Raw genomic sequence first — 16,211 nt, 5'->3', positions numbered from 1 at the left:
CGAATGCTCGAGCCGGTGCGTCAATACGCCATGGAGAGGTTGGCGTCGTCCCCGGACGCGTCAGCTGTACGCCATCGTCACCGGGATTACTTCTTCCGTCTCGCCCAGCGTGGGATTTCCGACTATTGCAGCATCAGGGACGTCGAGTGGTACGCGACGACACAAACAGAACAAGCCAATATCCGCGAAGCGCTCGCCTTCAGTTTGTCCGACCCCGGCGAGCCGCTGGTCGCGCTTGCGATGGCGACGGCTCTGCGTCCCTTCTGGGAGCAATCCGGATCCGTTCTCGAGGGATATCAGTGGCTTCGTCGCATCCTCGATCGAGTCACCGACCCGTCGCCCGAGCGGGCAACGGGTCTCGTCGCCGCGAGCATCCTCGCGTTCCTCGTCGAGCAGACGGAAGACGCCCGCACACTGCTTCGCGAATACCGTGAACTGGTCACACAACCGCCGTCACACGAGTTGGCCGTGACCGCCCTGTTTGCGTCGGCTCTGGAAGCGTCCGCGGCCGATGACATTCAGAAGGCTTTCGAAGAGGCAGAGAGGGCTGTGGAGCTTGGAATCGACCGGGAGAATCCAGGTCTCGTAGCCGAAGCGATGGCCCTTTCCGCCCTCTACGCATTCATCACGGAGCATGAGGACGCGGAACACATCGCGGGGCGCTTCGTGCACTTCACGGAGCGCCACGAGGCACACCTGCTCAAAGCCATCGCCCTGTATCCGCTCGGAGCAGTGCGGTGGCGGAAGGGAGACGTTGCCTCCGCCACAGCACTCATGTCCGAGGCGATACGCCTGTATCAGATGTTCGAGCATCCGGGCATGGTCGCAGTCTGCATCGAGGGGCTCGCGTGGTCGGCTGCCGCGAGCCAACCTGATCGCGCCGCCGTGCTCTTGGGCGCGGCAAAATCGATCTGGCAGTACAGCCAGATGAGACTGGCGCAGGCCGCCGTGCAGCAAGTCACGAGCATTGTCGAACGGGAACTCCGTCAGGAACTCGGGAACCTCACCTTCGAGCAGATGTATGCCAAGGGTGAGGAGCTTTCCTTCGACGAATCAGTGGCACTTGCCCTCGGTTCGGAGACGGATCGAAAACCGAAGGGTAAAGGATCTGCTACTCGCGCCGGCCTGACCCGCCGTGAGCAGCAGATCGCCGCCCTGGTCGCCGACGGTCTCACGAACAGAGAGATCGCCACCAAGCTCGTGATCTCCCAGCGGACCGTCGACGCCCACGTCGAGCACATCCTCACCAAGCTGGGTTTCCGCTCACGAACCCAGATCGTGCGATGGTTGGATACAGCCGAGCAACCCGACTGATCGCCCTCGGCTCAGCTTGTCGCGGTGATGTAGGAGAGCGCTTCGATGCCGGCCGGGGTGATCTTGACGTGTCCGCCGCTTCGCGAGTGCGCCCCGCACGCGATGAGGCCCAACTTCTCCAGTCGCCCGAGCGCCTGGCGGTCGCATGCAGGTTCACCGGCGCGGCCGATCGATGTCGCCGTCGGCCCGGATTCGTCCCACCGGTGCGAGTACGCCACCAATTCACTCACTGCCACCTGCTCGAGTACGCCCAACTCCGCTGTGTTCATTCTCTGACCTCCTTGTCTTCTCCAGCTTGGAGGACCACACGGTGGGAGACCATTCGTCGAACTACCTACGTAGGTACCTATGTCGTACGTCACACCGGGAACGCATCGGGTGATCATCGAGCGTGGCGACTCAGTCCGCCTCCAGATAGTTCGCGACGAATCGCACGCGGTCGCTGCGGCACGACCGGTTGATGTAAATGGTGGGAGCGCCGTCCTCGTCGACGTTCAGCCCGTCGCGCAGCAGCACCGGTGCTCCCGCGGGCACACCGAGCATCTCCGCCACGCGCGGCGAGGCCGCGGCCGCGGCGAACGACCGCCATGCCGCCTTCAAGCGCACGCCGTAGACGTCGCGCCACACGGTGTACAGCGGCACCCCGTCCTGCAGGTGCCGATCGATGCCGGCGAACCGGTGGTCGTCCATCCACACCGAGTTCGCAAACCAGGGTTCACCGTCGACCGCGAGCACGGAATCGATGCGACGCAGTCGTCGACCTGGCAAGTACTCCTCCGCCTGCGGTGCACTACCGCCGAGCACGATCGCACTGCTGACGGGCGTCTCGCTCAACGTGCGGCCGACGGATGCGAATGCCCCGCTGAGACCATCGGGTCCGTTGATGTAGCTGGCGGCGAGTTCGATGGGGAAGTGTCGGGGCGGCGGGGCCACGAACGTGCCCGAACCCTGCCGGGCGACGAGCCGGCCCGCCCGGGTCAATTCACCGATGGCTTGGCGGACCGTCAGCCGGTTCACCTTGAGTTCGGCGGCCAGGTCGGTCTCGGGCGGTAGGCGGTCGCCGGGTCGGAGGGCACCGCTGTCGAGTCGCTGCAGGAGGACGTCCTGCACCTGTCGGTAGAGCGGTATGCGACCCGCGGACCTTGTGCTCGGCATGCGACAAGTCTAGAGGACTTTCGGAGTTGACCGCCGTGCCAGTTGAGCGCATCAGACCTGTTCGACGGGCATTCACTTGCGCGACACGTTCGAGCGTGGTTTACGCTACTTGTCTAGATGAATATTCGGGCATCACTTCGGACACATCTCGGAAAGGCCCCGCCCGTGAGCATCCACCCGACCCTGCGCCGCACTTTGGCCGCCACCGCCTGCGCGGTCACCCTGTGCGGTGCCGCCGCCTGCGGCGACTCCTCCGACCAGAACGGCGCGCCCGACGTTCTGCGGGTGGGACTGCCACCGGCGGAGGCCAATGCAGACCTGCAAGCGAAGTTCGCGCCGGTCACCTCTTTGATCGCGGACGGGACGGGCAAGTCGGTGGAGGTGAAGCCGACGAGCGACTACCTGTCGATCGTGGAGGCCATGCGGTCGGGCCTCATCGACGTCGCCGCGTTCAGCCCCTTCCCGACCCCTCTTGCCGAGGCCGTCGCCGGTGTCGAGCCACTCGTCGTGGCCAAGGGCGCCGCCTACAGTTCGGTGTTCGTGTGCCGCACCGACACCGGCATCGACTCGATCGACGACCTCCGTGGCCGCAAGGTCGCATTCGTCGACGCCGGCTCCACCAGTGGCAATTACATTCCCAAGCTTCTGCTGAAGCGTGCGGGCATCGACCCGGACACCGACATCGAGGGCACCTACGCGGGCGGCCACGACACCGCCGAACTCGCGGTGAAGCAAGGCTCCGTCGACTGCGCCGCGGACGCACGCTCCTCCTACCAAACGATGGTCGACAAGGGTGTAATCGACAGCGGTGCGCAGAAGATCGTCGCCGAGTCCGAACCCATCCCCGTTTCCCTGGTGATCATCGCCCGCAAGGGCCTCGACCCCGCACTCGAGCAGGGCATCGTCGACGCGTTCGTAAGCAGCGACAACACCGCCGCGCTCGGTGTCGTGGGGGCGACCAGCTTCGAGCAGGCCAGCGAGGACGACTTCGCCATTTTCCGGGACGCCGCAGCAGAACTCGGCGTGAACCTCGAGGAGCTGTCGCGGAAATGACGTCCACCCAGAACGGCATGCCCCGCGTGGAGGCCGACGCGGTGAGCTACAAGTATCCGGACGGTACGGCGGCGCTGCGCGAGGTGTCGGTGCGGGTGGCGCCCGGCGAGATCGTCGCGGTGCTCGGCCGAAGTGGCGCCGGAAAATCCACGCTCATGCGATGCCTCGCGGGCCTCGCGGAACCGACATCGGGGTGCGTGCTGCACGACGGGAGCGATCGCGGCGGATTGCGCGGCCGCGCCAGGCGGCGTGCGCAGGCCCGGGTGGGGTTGGTGTTCCAGGAGTTCCAGCTCGTCGAGCGGGCGACGGTGCTCTCGAACGCGCTCATCGGCAGGCTCGCCTACCAGCCGCTGCTACCCAGCCTCGTGCACTTCGTCCGGCGCCGCGATCGGGAGATCGCCGTCGACGCCGTCCGCCGCCTCGGGCTCGAGGACCAGTTGCGCAAGCGTGCCGACGCCCTGTCCGGTGGGCAACGTCAACGCGTGGCCATCGCCCGAGCGCTCGTGCAGCAACCCGACATGCTCCTCGCCGACGAACCCGTCGCCAATCTCGATCCGGTCGTCGCCCGCGGCGTCGTCGACGACATCGTACGGCTCGCTCGCGTCGAAGGGCTCACGGCGGTGTTGAATCTGCACGACGTGGAACTGGCCCGACAGGTCGCGGACCGGCTGGTGGGTTTGCGCGCGGGAGAACTCGTCTTCGATCTCCCCACCGCGTCCGTCACGGACGCAGACCTCGAACTGCTGTACGCCGATCCGGCGCGTGCGCTGGCGGGAGTGCAGTGATGAAGACGGACCTCCCCTCGGCCCCGACGACGGCCGAACTCGCCACGCTGCGACGCCCGTCCTGGCAGACCGGCGTCGGTCTACTCGCCGCCGCCGCGATCATTCTCTGGTCGGCGCAGGCCACCGAGTTCTCCGTCGCCGCACTGCTCGACGGGATCCCGAACATCACCGACTTCATCGGCCGCATGTTCCCCCCGGACCTTTCCATCCTCCCCACCGCGATCTCGTTGATGGGCGAGACCCTCGCGATCGCGGTCATCGGCACCGCGATCGGCGTGGTCCTCGCGCTGCCGTGGGCGCTGCTCGGCGCGCGTTCGGTCTTCGAGCAGGCGTGGTTGCACCACGCCGCCCGAACATCGATCAACGTCACCAGGGCCATCCCGGAACTGATGTGGGCGTTGCTGTTCGTCTCCGCGGTCGGGTTGGGTCCGCTCGCCGGCACCCTCGCCATCGTCGTCGGATCGGCGGCAGGCATGGCCCGCCTGTTCGCCGACATCTTCGAGACGATGGACATGCGGGCGTGGGAAGCGGCCGCCGCGGCAGGTGCCACCCGATCGCAGCGCATCAGCTGGGTCCTGCTGCCGCAGAGTGTGCCGACCGTCGCCAGTTACACCCTCCTCGTCCTCGACGGAAACGTGCGCGCCGCATCGCTACTCGGCATCGTCGGCGCCGGTGGCATCGGCATGGAACTCACCCAGCAACTCCGGCTCTTCGAGTACGGAAATGTCCTCACGATCGTCCTGGTCGTGCTGGTGGTCGTGGTGACCCTCGACCGCGTCGCCTCCTATCTCAGAAAGAAGCTCCTATGACAGTGACCGACATCGACGTTCTTCCCAACCTCCGCGACCTTGGAGGGCTCCCGACCACCGACGGCCGGCGAACGCGAACCGGAGTGCTGTACCGCAGTGCACTCCCCGCGCCCGGCGACGCCCGTCCCACGGCCGTCGCCGAATGGCCTGCCCGCACCGTGATCGACCTCCGCAGCCCGCGCGAGTTCGCTACCCGCGCACACCCACTGCAGTCCGACGACACCACCGTGCACCAGGTCTCTCTGCTGACCGATGCCGAAGTCACCGCACCCAGCCAGGGCACGCGCCTCGCCGACGTCTACCAGGGCATTCTCACCAACGCGGGCAACAAGCTCGTAGACCTCCTGCAGATCGCCGCGACCACCCCCGGACCGATACTGCTGCACTGCGCGGCGGGGAAGGATCGCACCGGCGTCGCCGTCGCACTCCTGCTGCGCATCTCCGGCGTCGACCCCGCTGACATCCTCGCCGACTACGTGTCGACCAACGAGCACATGCCTGCCGTCCTGGCGCGCATCACCCGGTTTGCTCCCGAACTCGGCCGCACGCATCCCCACGACCGCGACCTGCGGGGGGCCGTCCCCGACGCCCTCGAAGGCGTTCTGTCACAGTGGGACTCACACTCCGGCGGAGTCCATGGATGGATGCGGTCGCGCGGCGCCACCGACGAGTCGATTCAGCTCTGGAAAGAGCGATTCACCGAATGACGGTGTTCGGCCGGGCGGACGAGAGTTCCTCGTCCGCCCGCCATCACACCGCTCCCCCCTCGGTCAGTGGACCGTGACCGTGCCGGCCCCACCGTCCACCGTCAACATCATGCCGTCCTCGATTCGCTTGGTCGCCTGCCGAACGCCGAGCACACAGGGAATGCCGAGTTCACGACTGACAATGGCCGCGTGACTCATGGAGGAGCCCACATTCACGACAACTGCGGCAGCCGATGTGAAGATCGGCGTCCAGCCCGGATCGGTGAGCGGCGCAACGAGGATCTCGCCCGGTTCCAGATCAGGGGCGTCTTCGGGATCGGTGATGACGCGAGCGACACCGGTCGCGACACCCGTACAGGCCGGCAGCCCCGTCAACACGTCCCCCGACACGGCGGTCTCCGCACCCGGGTCCGATTTCTTCGGCCACTCGGTGACCGGCGGGATCTTTCCGGCCTCGACGATGAACGGCGGCTCGAGTTCGGAGAGCTGATCGAACCACGCCCACCGTTCGACGATGAGGCTGTGGAAGGATCGCGGATCAGCGACCAACTCGTCCAGTTCGTCCTCGCGCACCATGACGATGTCGTCGGGACGGTCGAAGATTCCCAAATCGGCGTACCGTCGCCCGAGTTCGGCCATGGGCAGCCTGGCTTCGTGCAGAACCCTGATCGTATTGGTCTTACTTTGTTCGCGTGCCGGTGAGTACACGGATACCGACTGAAGCGCGGCCTCGAGCTTTGCCAGTTGTTCGGGCTGGTCGGCGAGTGTGTCGCGCATCTGGGCAACACAGAGCTCTCGCTCCTCCCGCAGCCTCTTGCTCTGCTCGACCGGGTTCTTGTCCTCGTCCTGAAGGCGCATCCGGTCGATCATGCCCAGCGGAATGGACGGGAATGCTTCCCAGGTTCGCGCATTGGCCTCCCATTCCTGCGTGGAACGGGAACCGAACTCATAGAGGAACTCGTCAAACGCGGCAACGAAATCGGTGATCTCGGGAACGGCTGAGGCTCGGAGACGCTCGTCGAGCGAGACCACTCCCTGTTCGAAGAGGGCGGTGAGGTCCGGACTCTGCCTGACCGTCCGGCCGAGTGTCCACATCGCGTGATTCGGAGCGGCCGAGGCGATGTTGCCAAGACCCGCGGTGAGACGGACAGCCAGCCCCGGGTCGGCGAACGGGGCCACTGCGTCTTCCAATGCCCCGGTGACGATGGAACCCTCGTAGACCATGCGCAGGTGGGTGCGCGTGAACATCGGATAGTACTCGCGCATCACCATGCGTTGGTACGCGACGAGGTCGGCCTCGCTCATCGACGAGTAGTCGGGACGGGCGCTGCGCAGCTTCTCCGCTGTCTTCCGATGTTCCTCGATATCGGGCCGACCGGTTTCACTCATGACGCGCTGGACCGTCGCCAGAATCCGGTCGGTGTACTCAGGCCTCTGGTCGTCGGGATGCGGCACGTAGGCGGGTGCTTCGCGGTCTCCGAGGTAAGTGCGGTCCATCAGATCAGGTGTGGCTCCAGGCATCCGGGCGCCGAACGTCCGCATGTTCGACAGATTCAGGTACACGTACCCATGTACCAGCCCTTGGATGTCGATCACGCCGTCGCGGAACTCATCGGTGTCGAATGCACCGAACTCCGCGAGTGCCTGCTGCCACTCACGCTCAGAAGGCGGACCACCGATCATGCTCCAGAAGAGCGGTGTTGCAACGGTAGAAGAAACTTCACCGACGTTTCCGCGGGTGTAGACCGGCCACCGCGTGCTCAACTCGTTGTCAACTACCCAGGGACGTGTGATGTCGCCCATGATTCTCCTTCCGGCGACTCCGAGTGGCGTCGCTCACACAAGATAGTAGTCCACTCGACTATCGGAACCTAGACTTATTTTGCCGAGTTCTGGCGCTGCATGTTCCCGCTGCGCCACATGATCGGCAAGTGCGCGAACCCGGCTTCACCGTCCACGGTGACCGCCGCCAAATTCTCCCGATGACCCGGTTCGACCGGCAGTCCATCGCAGTACACCTCACCCGAGTCCGCGAGGTCGAAGACGTCGTACTCGACTACATCACCACGACGGGCACCGAAGCCGAGTCCGTCGCTGAATCCCCGGTTGTAGCCACCACCGCGACTCGCCCATGCCTTGTCCGGGTGCGGAGTCGCCTCGATGACGAGCTCGGCTCCGTCCTCCAGCGTGATCTGCAGCCGGGCCTTGCGCCAACCGCCGGGCGATCTCTCGACATCGTGACCGATTGCCGTAACGCTCAGCGAAGAACCGTCATTCGCGTACACCTGCCCATCGATGTAGGGCGGTCTACCGTCGGCATACTTGCGAAGCTGGACGAGTCCGCACCGGGTGGGGGTCGAGAAGTTGCACCAGATCGTCAGACTGCTGACACGCCGCGACAGTGGTGGCGGCTCCAGGCCGCCGACGTCGACACGGACACCCCAGGAGTGGTCGCGATCCCCCCACCAGTCATTGACGTCGAATCGTCGCCCCTCGACCTCAACCCACCCATTCCAGGATCCGACCTGGTCGTATCGAGTTTGCTCCTGAATCAGTCGGTGCCCGGCCATTTCACGATGCTTGACCTCCAGGTGGGCAGGACGCTCGGTGACGAATGCGAGTTCCGCCCGAACACGATGCGACGGTTCGTCCACCGTGAACCTGATCAGTCGGAACGGATCCTCGACATCGATCGCGAAGCCACCGACCTGAGCCCTGTTAACGGCGGCGGCATCGGCGAGCACATCGATCTCGGTCGACACCCGCAGGTTGTGCTGACGCGACCCGACGAGCACGTTGAGGAAGGCGTCGCGCGTCGCCATGTTGGGGTACCTGCCAGTTCCGGCGAAGAAGGCAACCGTTCCATCGGGGGCGAGACCCGAGAACCAATAGCGATCGAAGAAGCGATGATCCGGCGTCGCCACCACGGCGAACGGGTCCGAAGTCTGGTGAAACAAGCTCTCGTCGAGGCGCGTCAACATGGGCGTGCCCCCGTGACCGCGTGCGCCGAAGACACCGAACGCACCGCGCTCGTGAGGAAACCTGGCGCGAGAAGAAGACCGGAGATTCCGTAGAGGACCTGGTCGGGGCTCCGCAGGAAGAGGCTGCGCATCCGATAGGCGGACACCGCACGCCAGAAGTCCTGCCAGACGATGTACCAGACCAAGGCGTCGTCCGATGGTTCCCGGCCGCCCGCTGCAACGTACTCGCGCATGAATGCGTTCCACGACTCGTCGTCGAGGGTGGGCCTGAGGTAGGCGAGATCTTCCACGGCAAGTCCCGCGTGACTACGTTCCCAGTCCAGGATGCCCGAGAGCTCGTCACCCTCGATCAGGAAGTTGTGGGGCCCGAAGTCGCCGTGCACCAGCACCGGCGGATCGGCCGACTCGGGGATCGCGGACTCGAGCCAGTCCAGCACCAGATGGAATGCCGGCGCCCAGGCATCGTCGCCGTCCGCCCACAGACCGTCGAGTACCGCTCTTCGCTCGGCGAGCGCCTCCCGCCGGTCCTCAGCGGAGATCAACGGGGGCAATGGATTCGCATCGAACGCCTCCAGCTCGACCTGATGCTGCTGCGCGGCCGCTCGCGCCACCGTCGCGAGCAAAGCCGAGGAAGGAGGGGCAAGCCAGCCGTTCGGGTCGCCGGCGGGGGTACCGGACAGTGCCGAGGTTGCGATCGCCGGTGTTCCGAGAGCCTCGCTGTCATACCACCACGGCTCCGGCACAGGGCAGCCACTGCGGAACGCCGACGACAGGACGTCGTATTCGGCACGAAGGCCATCTGCCCGTCGCCCCGGCGCCACCTTGCGGACGACGAATCGTTCGCCGGAGCCGTCGGAGTAGGTAGCTCGCGCCATCAGCATTTCCTTCGAGAAGCCGCCGGACAGCCGCCGGACATCCTCCACGGACACCACGATGCGTCCCGCTTTCTGCTGACGGCGCAGAGCCGCAACGAGATCCGCGGCAGTGACAGTCAATTCTGTGGACGTGCCGTAGTCGATCGGGACGACTGCGCCGCCGAGTTCTTCACCTACGGCCGGGAGTTCGACCGCGAGGAGTTCTTCGATGCCCTGGGGGGCAGGCGTTGCCGCGCGCCTGCAGGCGAGGTCGTCGTCGAGTTCTGCTCGTCGTAGCAATGCGCGCCCCACCGTCAGCAGGTCGAACACCCTGCTCGGATCGGAGTCGACGAGAGCCAACTCGGCTTGAAGGACGCGGGCTACCTTGGACGTTACCGAATGTCGCACTCTCGCACGGTAGCATCGTCAACGACAAACATCTAGAGTTAGACTATCGGTAATTCGAATATCTAACCCGGATCCCAGAGGTGACCAGTGATCGACGAACGCACTCTCCATCCCGCGGACGAGACCTTGCTCCACCAGGCGCCATGGCCTTTCCTGTACACCGCGACCAGCGACCACCGATTCTTCGACCGGTACTGGTTCGCGGGCGTCAACCCCTCCGGGGAGTTCGGATTCGTCGCCGGACTGGCCATGTACAAGAACATGGGAGTGTGCGACGGCTTCCTCTGCATTCTCGAAGGCGATCGACAGCACAACGCGCGGTTCTCCCGGGCACTCGGTGACGATGTCGTCACTACGGGCGTAGGCGGTTTGACCGTGGACGTTGTGGAGCCATTTCGACAACTCCACGTTCGACTGGCCGACTCCGACACCCCGCTCACTGCAGACCTCACGTTCACCAGCGCGCACGAGCCGGCTTGCGAGGCACACTATGTCGACTCACGCGGCGGACGTGTCGGACAGGAAATCACTCGGTACCACCAGCCCGGCCGCTGGACGGGGTCGATACAGTACCCCGGCGAAACGGTAGACGTCGACACCTGGTGGGGTACGCGTGACCACTCGTGGGGTGTGCGGCCCGGCGTGGGAGGGTTCGACCGGTCGGTCGCAGATCCGCAATCGGCGAAGTCCGCCTCGCCGACATCGCCCGCCTCGTCGATGCTGCACATCGCGCTGGTCGTCGAGCACGACGACTTCTGGGTATCGCTTCAACAGCGCGAGGACGGTGAAGGGCGGATCACGTTCAGCGACGTCGTTGCCATGACCCGGGACGGGGTTCGTCTTCCAGTGGGCATTGCGGCCTTCGACGTGGACTTTCACCCGGGAACCCGACTGTACGACGAGGTGACGCTACGACTGGTTGTCGGCGACGGGACGGAGTTGCTGGTCAGCGCTACGCCGTTGATCCATGCGTGGGCGTACGCGGGGACCGGGTACGACGGCGGATACCGGGACGGGCGCGGCCTCGGCGCGTGGCGAGGTGCGGTCGCCGAATACGACGTCTACGTGCATGCGGATCGGGAGCAGGTGCTGCTCGACGGTCAGCCGACCCCGACCGGACATCGCGAGCAGCTCGCCCGGATGACGGTGAACGGTGTCAAGTCGACGGGCTACTGTGCCGTGATGACGCGTGGGACGCTCCCTCGGCGCGGCCTGTACGCGTAAGCTCCCTGGTTGCCGGCGCCCTGGCGGCACCGGCAACCCCCTCGTGGCGGAGCGGAATCAGTCTCCGCCGCGTGATGCGCCCGCGTGTTCGTCGAGCATCTCCGGCCGCGGTGTCTGCCACGGCATGAGCGAGCGACTTCCGACGCCGCCGTCCACCGGGAGAACTACCCCGTTGACGTAGCGGCCGGCAGCGGAGCTGAGATACAGCACCGCATGCGCAATATCCTCGGGCGCACCCGCTTTCGGAAGTGCGGGTCCACGCCAGGCATCCGGATCCTCCTCGACCGGATCGGCGGCGGCACGCAGGCCCCCGCCGTGATCCACCGCGATCCGGCCGACGCGAATTGCATTGCAGCGTATGTCGAGATGCCCATAGCTACCCGCGATCGCACGCGTCATCGACTCGATTGCCCCCTTGCCGGTGGCATAGGAATCAAAGCCCGGCATCGCCTGTGCTGCGGCCATCGAAGAGATCATGACGATGCTGCCGGCGCGGGCACCGAGCATGTCGGTCAGCGCTTCGCGCGTCGGCAGGTAACTCGACGTGACCGTTCTTTCCATCAAGGCCGCAAACGCAGTCGGCCGTACCGCACCCAGCGGACCATCGACATCGCGCGAGTGCAACAGGTCGGTTGGGCCGGCGTTGTTGACGAGGACGCTCACCGGTCCGTAGCGAGACCTGACATCGGCGAACAGATCGGAAACCGAATTCTCGTCACTTACGTCAGCGGGGGTGAAGTGCACGTCGCCCACCGCCCTCAGCTGCTCGACCGCGTGGCGCCCACGCTCAGCATTGCGGCCGCAGACGACCACCCTGGCCCCGGCGCTCAGTAGCACCCTGGCCGTTTCGAAACCGATCCCCGCAGTGCCACCGGTTACGACTGCGACCTCACCGTCGAGCCGAAACGGATCCATTGTCATGAAGTCGCCAGCCTGCATTTGTTCCGGCCGACGCCGGTGTCGACCGAGGCCGGCCGTGGCGTGCGAATCCATCGCGATCTCATGTGAGTTCCTCCTCGACCGAACGTGCAATCTGTGAGCTACCGATGCCGGTGTAGGCCCGCCCCGACCCCGCACCGGCAGGCAGATCAGGCCGTGGCGGCTCCGTGACCCATCGCTTGAGCCAGCGACTGCAGCTGGGTCGCGGTGCCGAGACTGTCCAGGTAGTCGGTGTAGCGATGAATCTTGCCGTCCCGGACCTCCAGAACACCCGCAACACGGAAGTCCATGATCTTCGATCCGTCGCTCCGGTACATCGTGTCGACGCGCTCGGTGAAGACCAGGTCCCCCGCCGAACCGATGTTGATCACATTGATGTCGCAGTACGCCATCCCCGTCTGCTCGGCGAGCGTGTCGAGGTACTTCAGGGAGTCCTCGAGGTTGGGGTGGTGGTCGAACCCCACGCTCTCCCATTCGACATCTTCGGCGAGACTTTCACGATAGGTCTTCTTGAACGACTCCAGGTCAGGTCCCATCCCCGTGAAGAAGTCGAGAACGAATTGTTCCTTGTCGTTGCTGGGTGACACCATGTCAGTCCTCCAACTATCGTGTAATAGATATTCCATGGAAAGACTATCAGGCGAGTGACGTGGGTAACAGATCGAATTTCAGACTCGGCCGCCAAACATGTTGCGCGACAGACACCAGGCGGTCAACCGATGATGCCGGGAATGACCAGTGGGTTGTTGTGGACGACTTCGCGGCGACCAGCCTGCCAGGTCCGTAGCGCTTCAGCGATCGAGGGCTTGTGCAGATCGGCACGATCGAAGTGATGGGCATACCGCTTGACAGCAAGGGCCACCTCCGGATCCTCGGTCGCGACCTGCGACAGCAGGGCACCCGCATTCATGTCGTCCGGGGTCGGCCTCGGCACGCCGACGAGTTCGGCACCCTCGTACGCTCCGTCGGTGGAGACCGCCATGGCGAAGACGGTGTCGATGACGTCCTTCATCGCCGCCTGCGCCCGATGCGACAGGCCGGAGGCCGACGAGTTCGCCGACACGCTGCGCGACAGAGCAACTGCCTCACATGCGGCTACCGACATGCCCTGGCCGTACAGCGGGTTGAACGCCATCACGGCGTCGCCGATCAGCAGGTACCCGTCCGGCGACCGCCGGAGGTCCTCCCACATCCTGCGCCGGCTACCGCGGACTCGATACGTCACGATGTCGGTGAGAAACTCCGCCTTCCGAGCTATCCCCCCCACTATCGGACTCGGAGCGGCGTCGAGGTGTGCCATGAAGCCATCGAGGTCTCGTGGTGGATCCTGATTCATCATTCCGAGGCCGGCGATCAGATAGATCCCGTTGTCGGCGGGTACCACGGCCGCACCACGACAGTTCCCGGGGTGCGGATGCGCCAGCACCCCCACCACCCCGTCGTCGAAGGCATCATCCGGCAGGCGCACCTCGACGGTGGCATAGCCAATGCGCGAACGCATTTCCTTCTCTTCCGGGGCTTCGTATCCGAAATCGGCGAGCCAGTCGATCGACTTCGATACCCGCCCGGTGGCATCGATGACGAGATCACCTTCTGCGGTCGTGCCATCGAGCAGCCGAAATCCGACTACTCGCGTCCGGTCAGCGGTCATCGACAGCCCCGTCGCCGCCGACTTGTGCACAGTGACATTCAGGAGAGACAGAACCCTCGCGCGCACCACGTGCTCGAGGACCGGCCGACGCATCATCACCGTCCGGGTGCCACTGCGCACTCGTCCGGCCCAGCCGAATCGACCGAAGACCGCAAGATCCGCCGGGGAGTCGACCATGCGGGCGCCTGCGGCCTCGAAATCATCCACAATGCCGGGCAGCAGTTCCGACATCGCGTCTTGACCCGCACCCAGCAGGGCGTGGACCTGCCTTCCCTGCGGCACCCCGCGTCGGTGCACTGGTTCGGCAGGGAAATCGTCCTTTTCGACGATCGTGACCCGCTGCGCGTGGGGGCTGACGGCCGCGGCGGACAGCAGGCCCGCGATGCCTCCCCCAGCAATGACAACCGAATCCAGACTCACTGTGCCTCCCGCGCGACCGACGATAGTTACATTGACGATCAATAGTTTGTCATGCGAGTATCTGGTGTGACAAGGACCATAAAGCAAGGAGGATCGAGTGATCATCCACCCGGGCGCAGAACCGCAAAACGATGCCGAGAAGGCCGTCGTCGGCTTCCTCGATGACTGGGGGCCGGGCGGGTGGCCTCACATGCGTGATTGCTACGACCGATGGATGACCGATGAAGTCTCGTGGGAGAACACCGGGTCACCCGCCACCAAGGGCAAGCAGGCTGCCATGGACTTCCTGACAACCCTGCACGACACCCTCGACATGGAGTACTGCACCGCCGAACTCCTCAACATCGCATCCCGGGGCAACACCGTGCTGACGGAGCGGATCGACCGCGTGCACACCGCCGACGGCGGCGTGGCGATCGAAATCCCGATCATGGGCACGTTCGTGGTCGCGGACGGAAAGATCGCTCGCTACGCCGACTACAACGCGGACTCCCCCATCCGCGAGCGATTCCCGCTGCACCACCACTGAACACCGTCGCACAGGAGCGGAACAATGACCGTTGACCCCCTCGAGCAGGCCGTTCGCCGGCTCGTAGCCATCGAAGACATCCGCCGACTCAAGGCCCGATACTTCCGCTGCGTCGATTTTCGACTCTGGGACGAGTTCGCCGACCTGTTCACCGAGGACCTACAGGTCGATTTCGCGGAGTCGACGTCCTCACCCCGAGGAAAGCAAGAGTTTCTCGCCAGCGTTGCCCGGCACTTCGAAACGGGATACTCGGTGCATCACGGACACGTTCCCGAGATCGACGTCACCGACGACTCGACGGCCACTGCCATCTGGCCGATGTACGACCGAGTCGAATCTCCCACCGACAGCGGATATGTGTCCCACGAAGGGTGGGGGCACTACACCGAGACCTACCGCCGGTGCGACGACGGGCGCTGGCGCATCTGCCGCAGCCGATTGACTCGGATCGAGCGCCACGAACTCCCGAAGCAGGAAGTCCCCTCGTGACGACAATCGGCCTCACCCTGCCTCAACTCGGACCGGTCGTGTCGGCATCGCTGGTTCGCGACTTCGTGCAACAAGCCGATGAGATGGGCTTCGACAGTCTCTGGGTACAGGATCACTTCCTGTACGCGCTGGATCAGTCGGGCGACTACGGCGGTAGCGCCGCCAATCAACCCGATGTCTATCGCTCGGTGTGGGCTCCCACCGAGATGCTCGCCGCCGTCGCCACCTGGACGGAACGGATGCAGTTGGGAAGCAGCATCCTCGTCGGCGGAAATCACTGGCCCGCACAGCTCGCCAACCGCTTGGCCACCATCGACCGAATCAGCAACGGTCGCCTGTCTGTCGTCGGCCTGAGCGTCGGGTGGTCCGAGGAGGAACACCGCGCGGTCGGGGTCGACCCTCGAACACGCGGCAAGCGCATGGACGACTTCGTTCCTGCACTTCGCGCATTCTGGGGTGACGACCCGGTGGAGTATCACGGCACCTTCTTCGACATCGGCCCGGCAATCATGCAGCCGAAGCCCACGCGGATTCCGCAATTCATGTCGGGTATGTACTCGGCGGCCGGCCTCGCTCGAACCGCGCGTGATTTCGATCTGTGGAATCCCGGTTCGATTCCGATCAGCAAGGTCGTAACCATCCTCGACGACATCAACAGTGTGCGCCCAGCCGGCAAGGCACCGGTGGGGGCGATCTATCGACTCGCCCAGCAGTCCACCGCGGGCAAGAGGATGTCCGTCGAGGAGATGACCACCCGAGTCGCGGAGTGTGCCGCCGCCGACCTCGACGGAGTCATCGTCGAGACAAATTTCTGTTCCGAAATCACCACATCAGCAGCCTGGCTCGACGTTCTCAGCAAGCTCGAGCCGCTTGTTGACGCAGCGAAGGGATGA

Annotated in this window: 17 protein-coding genes; 9 read left to right on the top strand and 8 right to left on the bottom strand. The window is 65.0% G+C overall.

Annotated elements, in window-relative coordinates; all coding sequences use genetic code 11:
• The first annotated feature begins 3 nt into the window (after positions 1–3).
• A complete protein-coding gene (locus H0B43_RS41735; RefSeq protein ID WP_252190054.1) occupies positions 4–1,314 on the top strand; it encodes a LuxR C-terminal-related transcriptional regulator in 1,311 nt (436 codons plus the stop codon).
• 11 nt (positions 1,315–1,325) lie between these two features.
• Here H0B43_RS41735 and H0B43_RS22410 read toward each other — a convergent pair whose 3' ends face one another.
• Positions 1,326–1,583, bottom strand: coding sequence for a hypothetical protein (locus tag H0B43_RS22410; RefSeq protein ID WP_185725942.1), 258 nt, complete (start codon positions 1,581–1,583; stop codon positions 1,326–1,328).
• 130 nt (positions 1,584–1,713) lie between these two features.
• The gene (locus H0B43_RS22405; RefSeq protein ID WP_185725943.1) at positions 1,714–2,469 is read right to left on the bottom strand and encodes a GntR family transcriptional regulator; all 756 of its coding nucleotides are present in this window, start codon (positions 2,467–2,469) and stop codon (positions 1,714–1,716) included.
• Positions 2,470–2,634: 165 nt separating this feature from the next.
• Between H0B43_RS22405 and H0B43_RS22400 the strand changes: the two genes are divergently transcribed.
• The 4 genes from H0B43_RS22400 to H0B43_RS22385 are packed head-to-tail and all read left to right on the top strand — an operon-like array spanning position 2,635 to position 5,823.
• Positions 2,635–3,522, top strand: a complete 888-nt coding sequence (locus H0B43_RS22400) for a phosphate/phosphite/phosphonate ABC transporter substrate-binding protein (RefSeq protein ID WP_185725944.1) — start codon at positions 2,635–2,637, stop codon at positions 3,520–3,522.
• On the top strand, positions 3,519–4,307 hold the full coding sequence (phnC, locus tag H0B43_RS22395) for a phosphonate ABC transporter ATP-binding protein (RefSeq protein WP_185725945.1): 789 nt from the start codon (positions 3,519–3,521) through the stop codon (positions 4,305–4,307). The genes H0B43_RS22400 and phnC overlap by 4 nt, the downstream gene beginning before the upstream one ends.
• A complete protein-coding gene (phnE, locus tag H0B43_RS22390) occupies positions 4,307–5,116 on the top strand; it encodes a phosphonate ABC transporter, permease protein PhnE (protein WP_185725946.1) in 810 nt (269 codons plus the stop codon). The genes phnC and phnE overlap by 1 nt, the downstream gene beginning before the upstream one ends.
• The gene (locus H0B43_RS22385; protein WP_185725947.1) at positions 5,113–5,823 is read left to right on the top strand and encodes a tyrosine-protein phosphatase; all 711 of its coding nucleotides are present in this window, start codon (positions 5,113–5,115) and stop codon (positions 5,821–5,823) included. Before phnE ends, H0B43_RS22385 begins: the two co-directional genes overlap by 4 nt.
• A gap of 63 nt (positions 5,824–5,886) precedes the next feature.
• On the opposite strand, the gene H0B43_RS22380 is transcribed toward H0B43_RS22385, so the two are convergent.
• From H0B43_RS22380 to H0B43_RS22370, 3 genes are all read right to left on the bottom strand, one after another.
• The gene (locus tag H0B43_RS22380) at positions 5,887–7,626 is read right to left on the bottom strand and encodes a PEP-utilizing enzyme (protein ID WP_185725948.1); all 1,740 of its coding nucleotides are present in this window, start codon (positions 7,624–7,626) and stop codon (positions 5,887–5,889) included.
• Between the two features lie 74 nt (positions 7,627–7,700).
• Positions 7,701–8,804: a hypothetical protein gene (locus H0B43_RS22375; protein WP_185725949.1), complete on the bottom strand. Its 1,104-nt coding sequence runs from the start codon at positions 8,802–8,804 to the stop codon at positions 7,701–7,703.
• Positions 8,798–10,066 carry a phosphotransferase family protein gene (locus tag H0B43_RS22370; RefSeq protein ID WP_312033671.1) on the bottom strand — a complete coding sequence of 423 codons (1,269 nt, stop codon included), beginning with the start codon at positions 10,064–10,066 and terminating at the stop codon, positions 8,798–8,800. The genes H0B43_RS22375 and H0B43_RS22370 overlap by 7 nt, the downstream gene beginning before the upstream one ends.
• 87 nt (positions 10,067–10,153) lie before the next feature.
• On the opposite strand from H0B43_RS22370, the gene H0B43_RS22365 reads away from it, so the two are divergent.
• Positions 10,154–11,290 (top strand): hypothetical protein, encoded by a 1,137-nt coding sequence (locus tag H0B43_RS22365; protein ID WP_185725950.1) that lies wholly within the window; start codon positions 10,154–10,156, stop codon positions 11,288–11,290.
• 57 nt (positions 11,291–11,347) lie between these two features.
• On the opposite strand, the gene H0B43_RS22360 is transcribed toward H0B43_RS22365, so the two are convergent.
• The 3 genes from H0B43_RS22360 to H0B43_RS22350 all read right to left on the bottom strand — a co-directional run bounded on the left by H0B43_RS22360 (position 11,348) and on the right by H0B43_RS22350 (position 14,300).
• Positions 11,348–12,283: an SDR family NAD(P)-dependent oxidoreductase gene (locus tag H0B43_RS22360; protein ID WP_252189725.1), complete on the bottom strand. Its 936-nt coding sequence runs from the start codon at positions 12,281–12,283 to the stop codon at positions 11,348–11,350.
• Between the two features lie 95 nt (positions 12,284–12,378).
• The gene (locus tag H0B43_RS22355; RefSeq protein WP_185725951.1) at positions 12,379–12,819 is read right to left on the bottom strand and encodes a limonene-1,2-epoxide hydrolase family protein; all 441 of its coding nucleotides are present in this window, start codon (positions 12,817–12,819) and stop codon (positions 12,379–12,381) included.
• A gap of 122 nt (positions 12,820–12,941) precedes the next feature.
• Positions 12,942–14,300 carry an NAD(P)/FAD-dependent oxidoreductase gene (locus H0B43_RS22350; RefSeq protein ID WP_185725952.1) on the bottom strand — a complete coding sequence of 453 codons (1,359 nt, stop codon included), beginning with the start codon at positions 14,298–14,300 and terminating at the stop codon, positions 12,942–12,944.
• 97 nt (positions 14,301–14,397) lie between these two features.
• Between H0B43_RS22350 and H0B43_RS22345 the strand changes: the two genes are divergently transcribed.
• From H0B43_RS22345 to H0B43_RS22335, 3 genes are read left to right on the top strand one after another with little or no spacing between them, the layout of a single operon-like run.
• Entirely contained in the window at positions 14,398–14,829 is a 432-nt protein-coding gene (locus H0B43_RS22345) for a limonene-1,2-epoxide hydrolase family protein (protein WP_185725953.1), read from the top strand.
• A 24-nt stretch (positions 14,830–14,853) separates the two neighbouring features.
• Positions 14,854–15,318 carry a nuclear transport factor 2 family protein gene (locus tag H0B43_RS22340; protein WP_185725954.1) on the top strand — a complete coding sequence of 155 codons (465 nt, stop codon included), beginning with the start codon at positions 14,854–14,856 and terminating at the stop codon, positions 15,316–15,318.
• Positions 15,315–16,211: a TIGR03619 family F420-dependent LLM class oxidoreductase gene (locus H0B43_RS22335; protein WP_185725955.1), complete on the top strand. Its 897-nt coding sequence runs from the start codon at positions 15,315–15,317 to the stop codon at positions 16,209–16,211. The genes H0B43_RS22340 and H0B43_RS22335 overlap by 4 nt, the downstream gene beginning before the upstream one ends.

The organism is Rhodococcus sp. 4CII (assembly GCF_014256275.1).
Classification (GTDB): domain Bacteria; phylum Actinomycetota; class Actinomycetes; order Mycobacteriales; family Mycobacteriaceae; genus Rhodococcus_F; species Rhodococcus_F wratislaviensis_A.
Note: the sequence above shows the minus strand (reverse complement) of the source record. Positions and strands in the feature narration are given on the sequence as shown.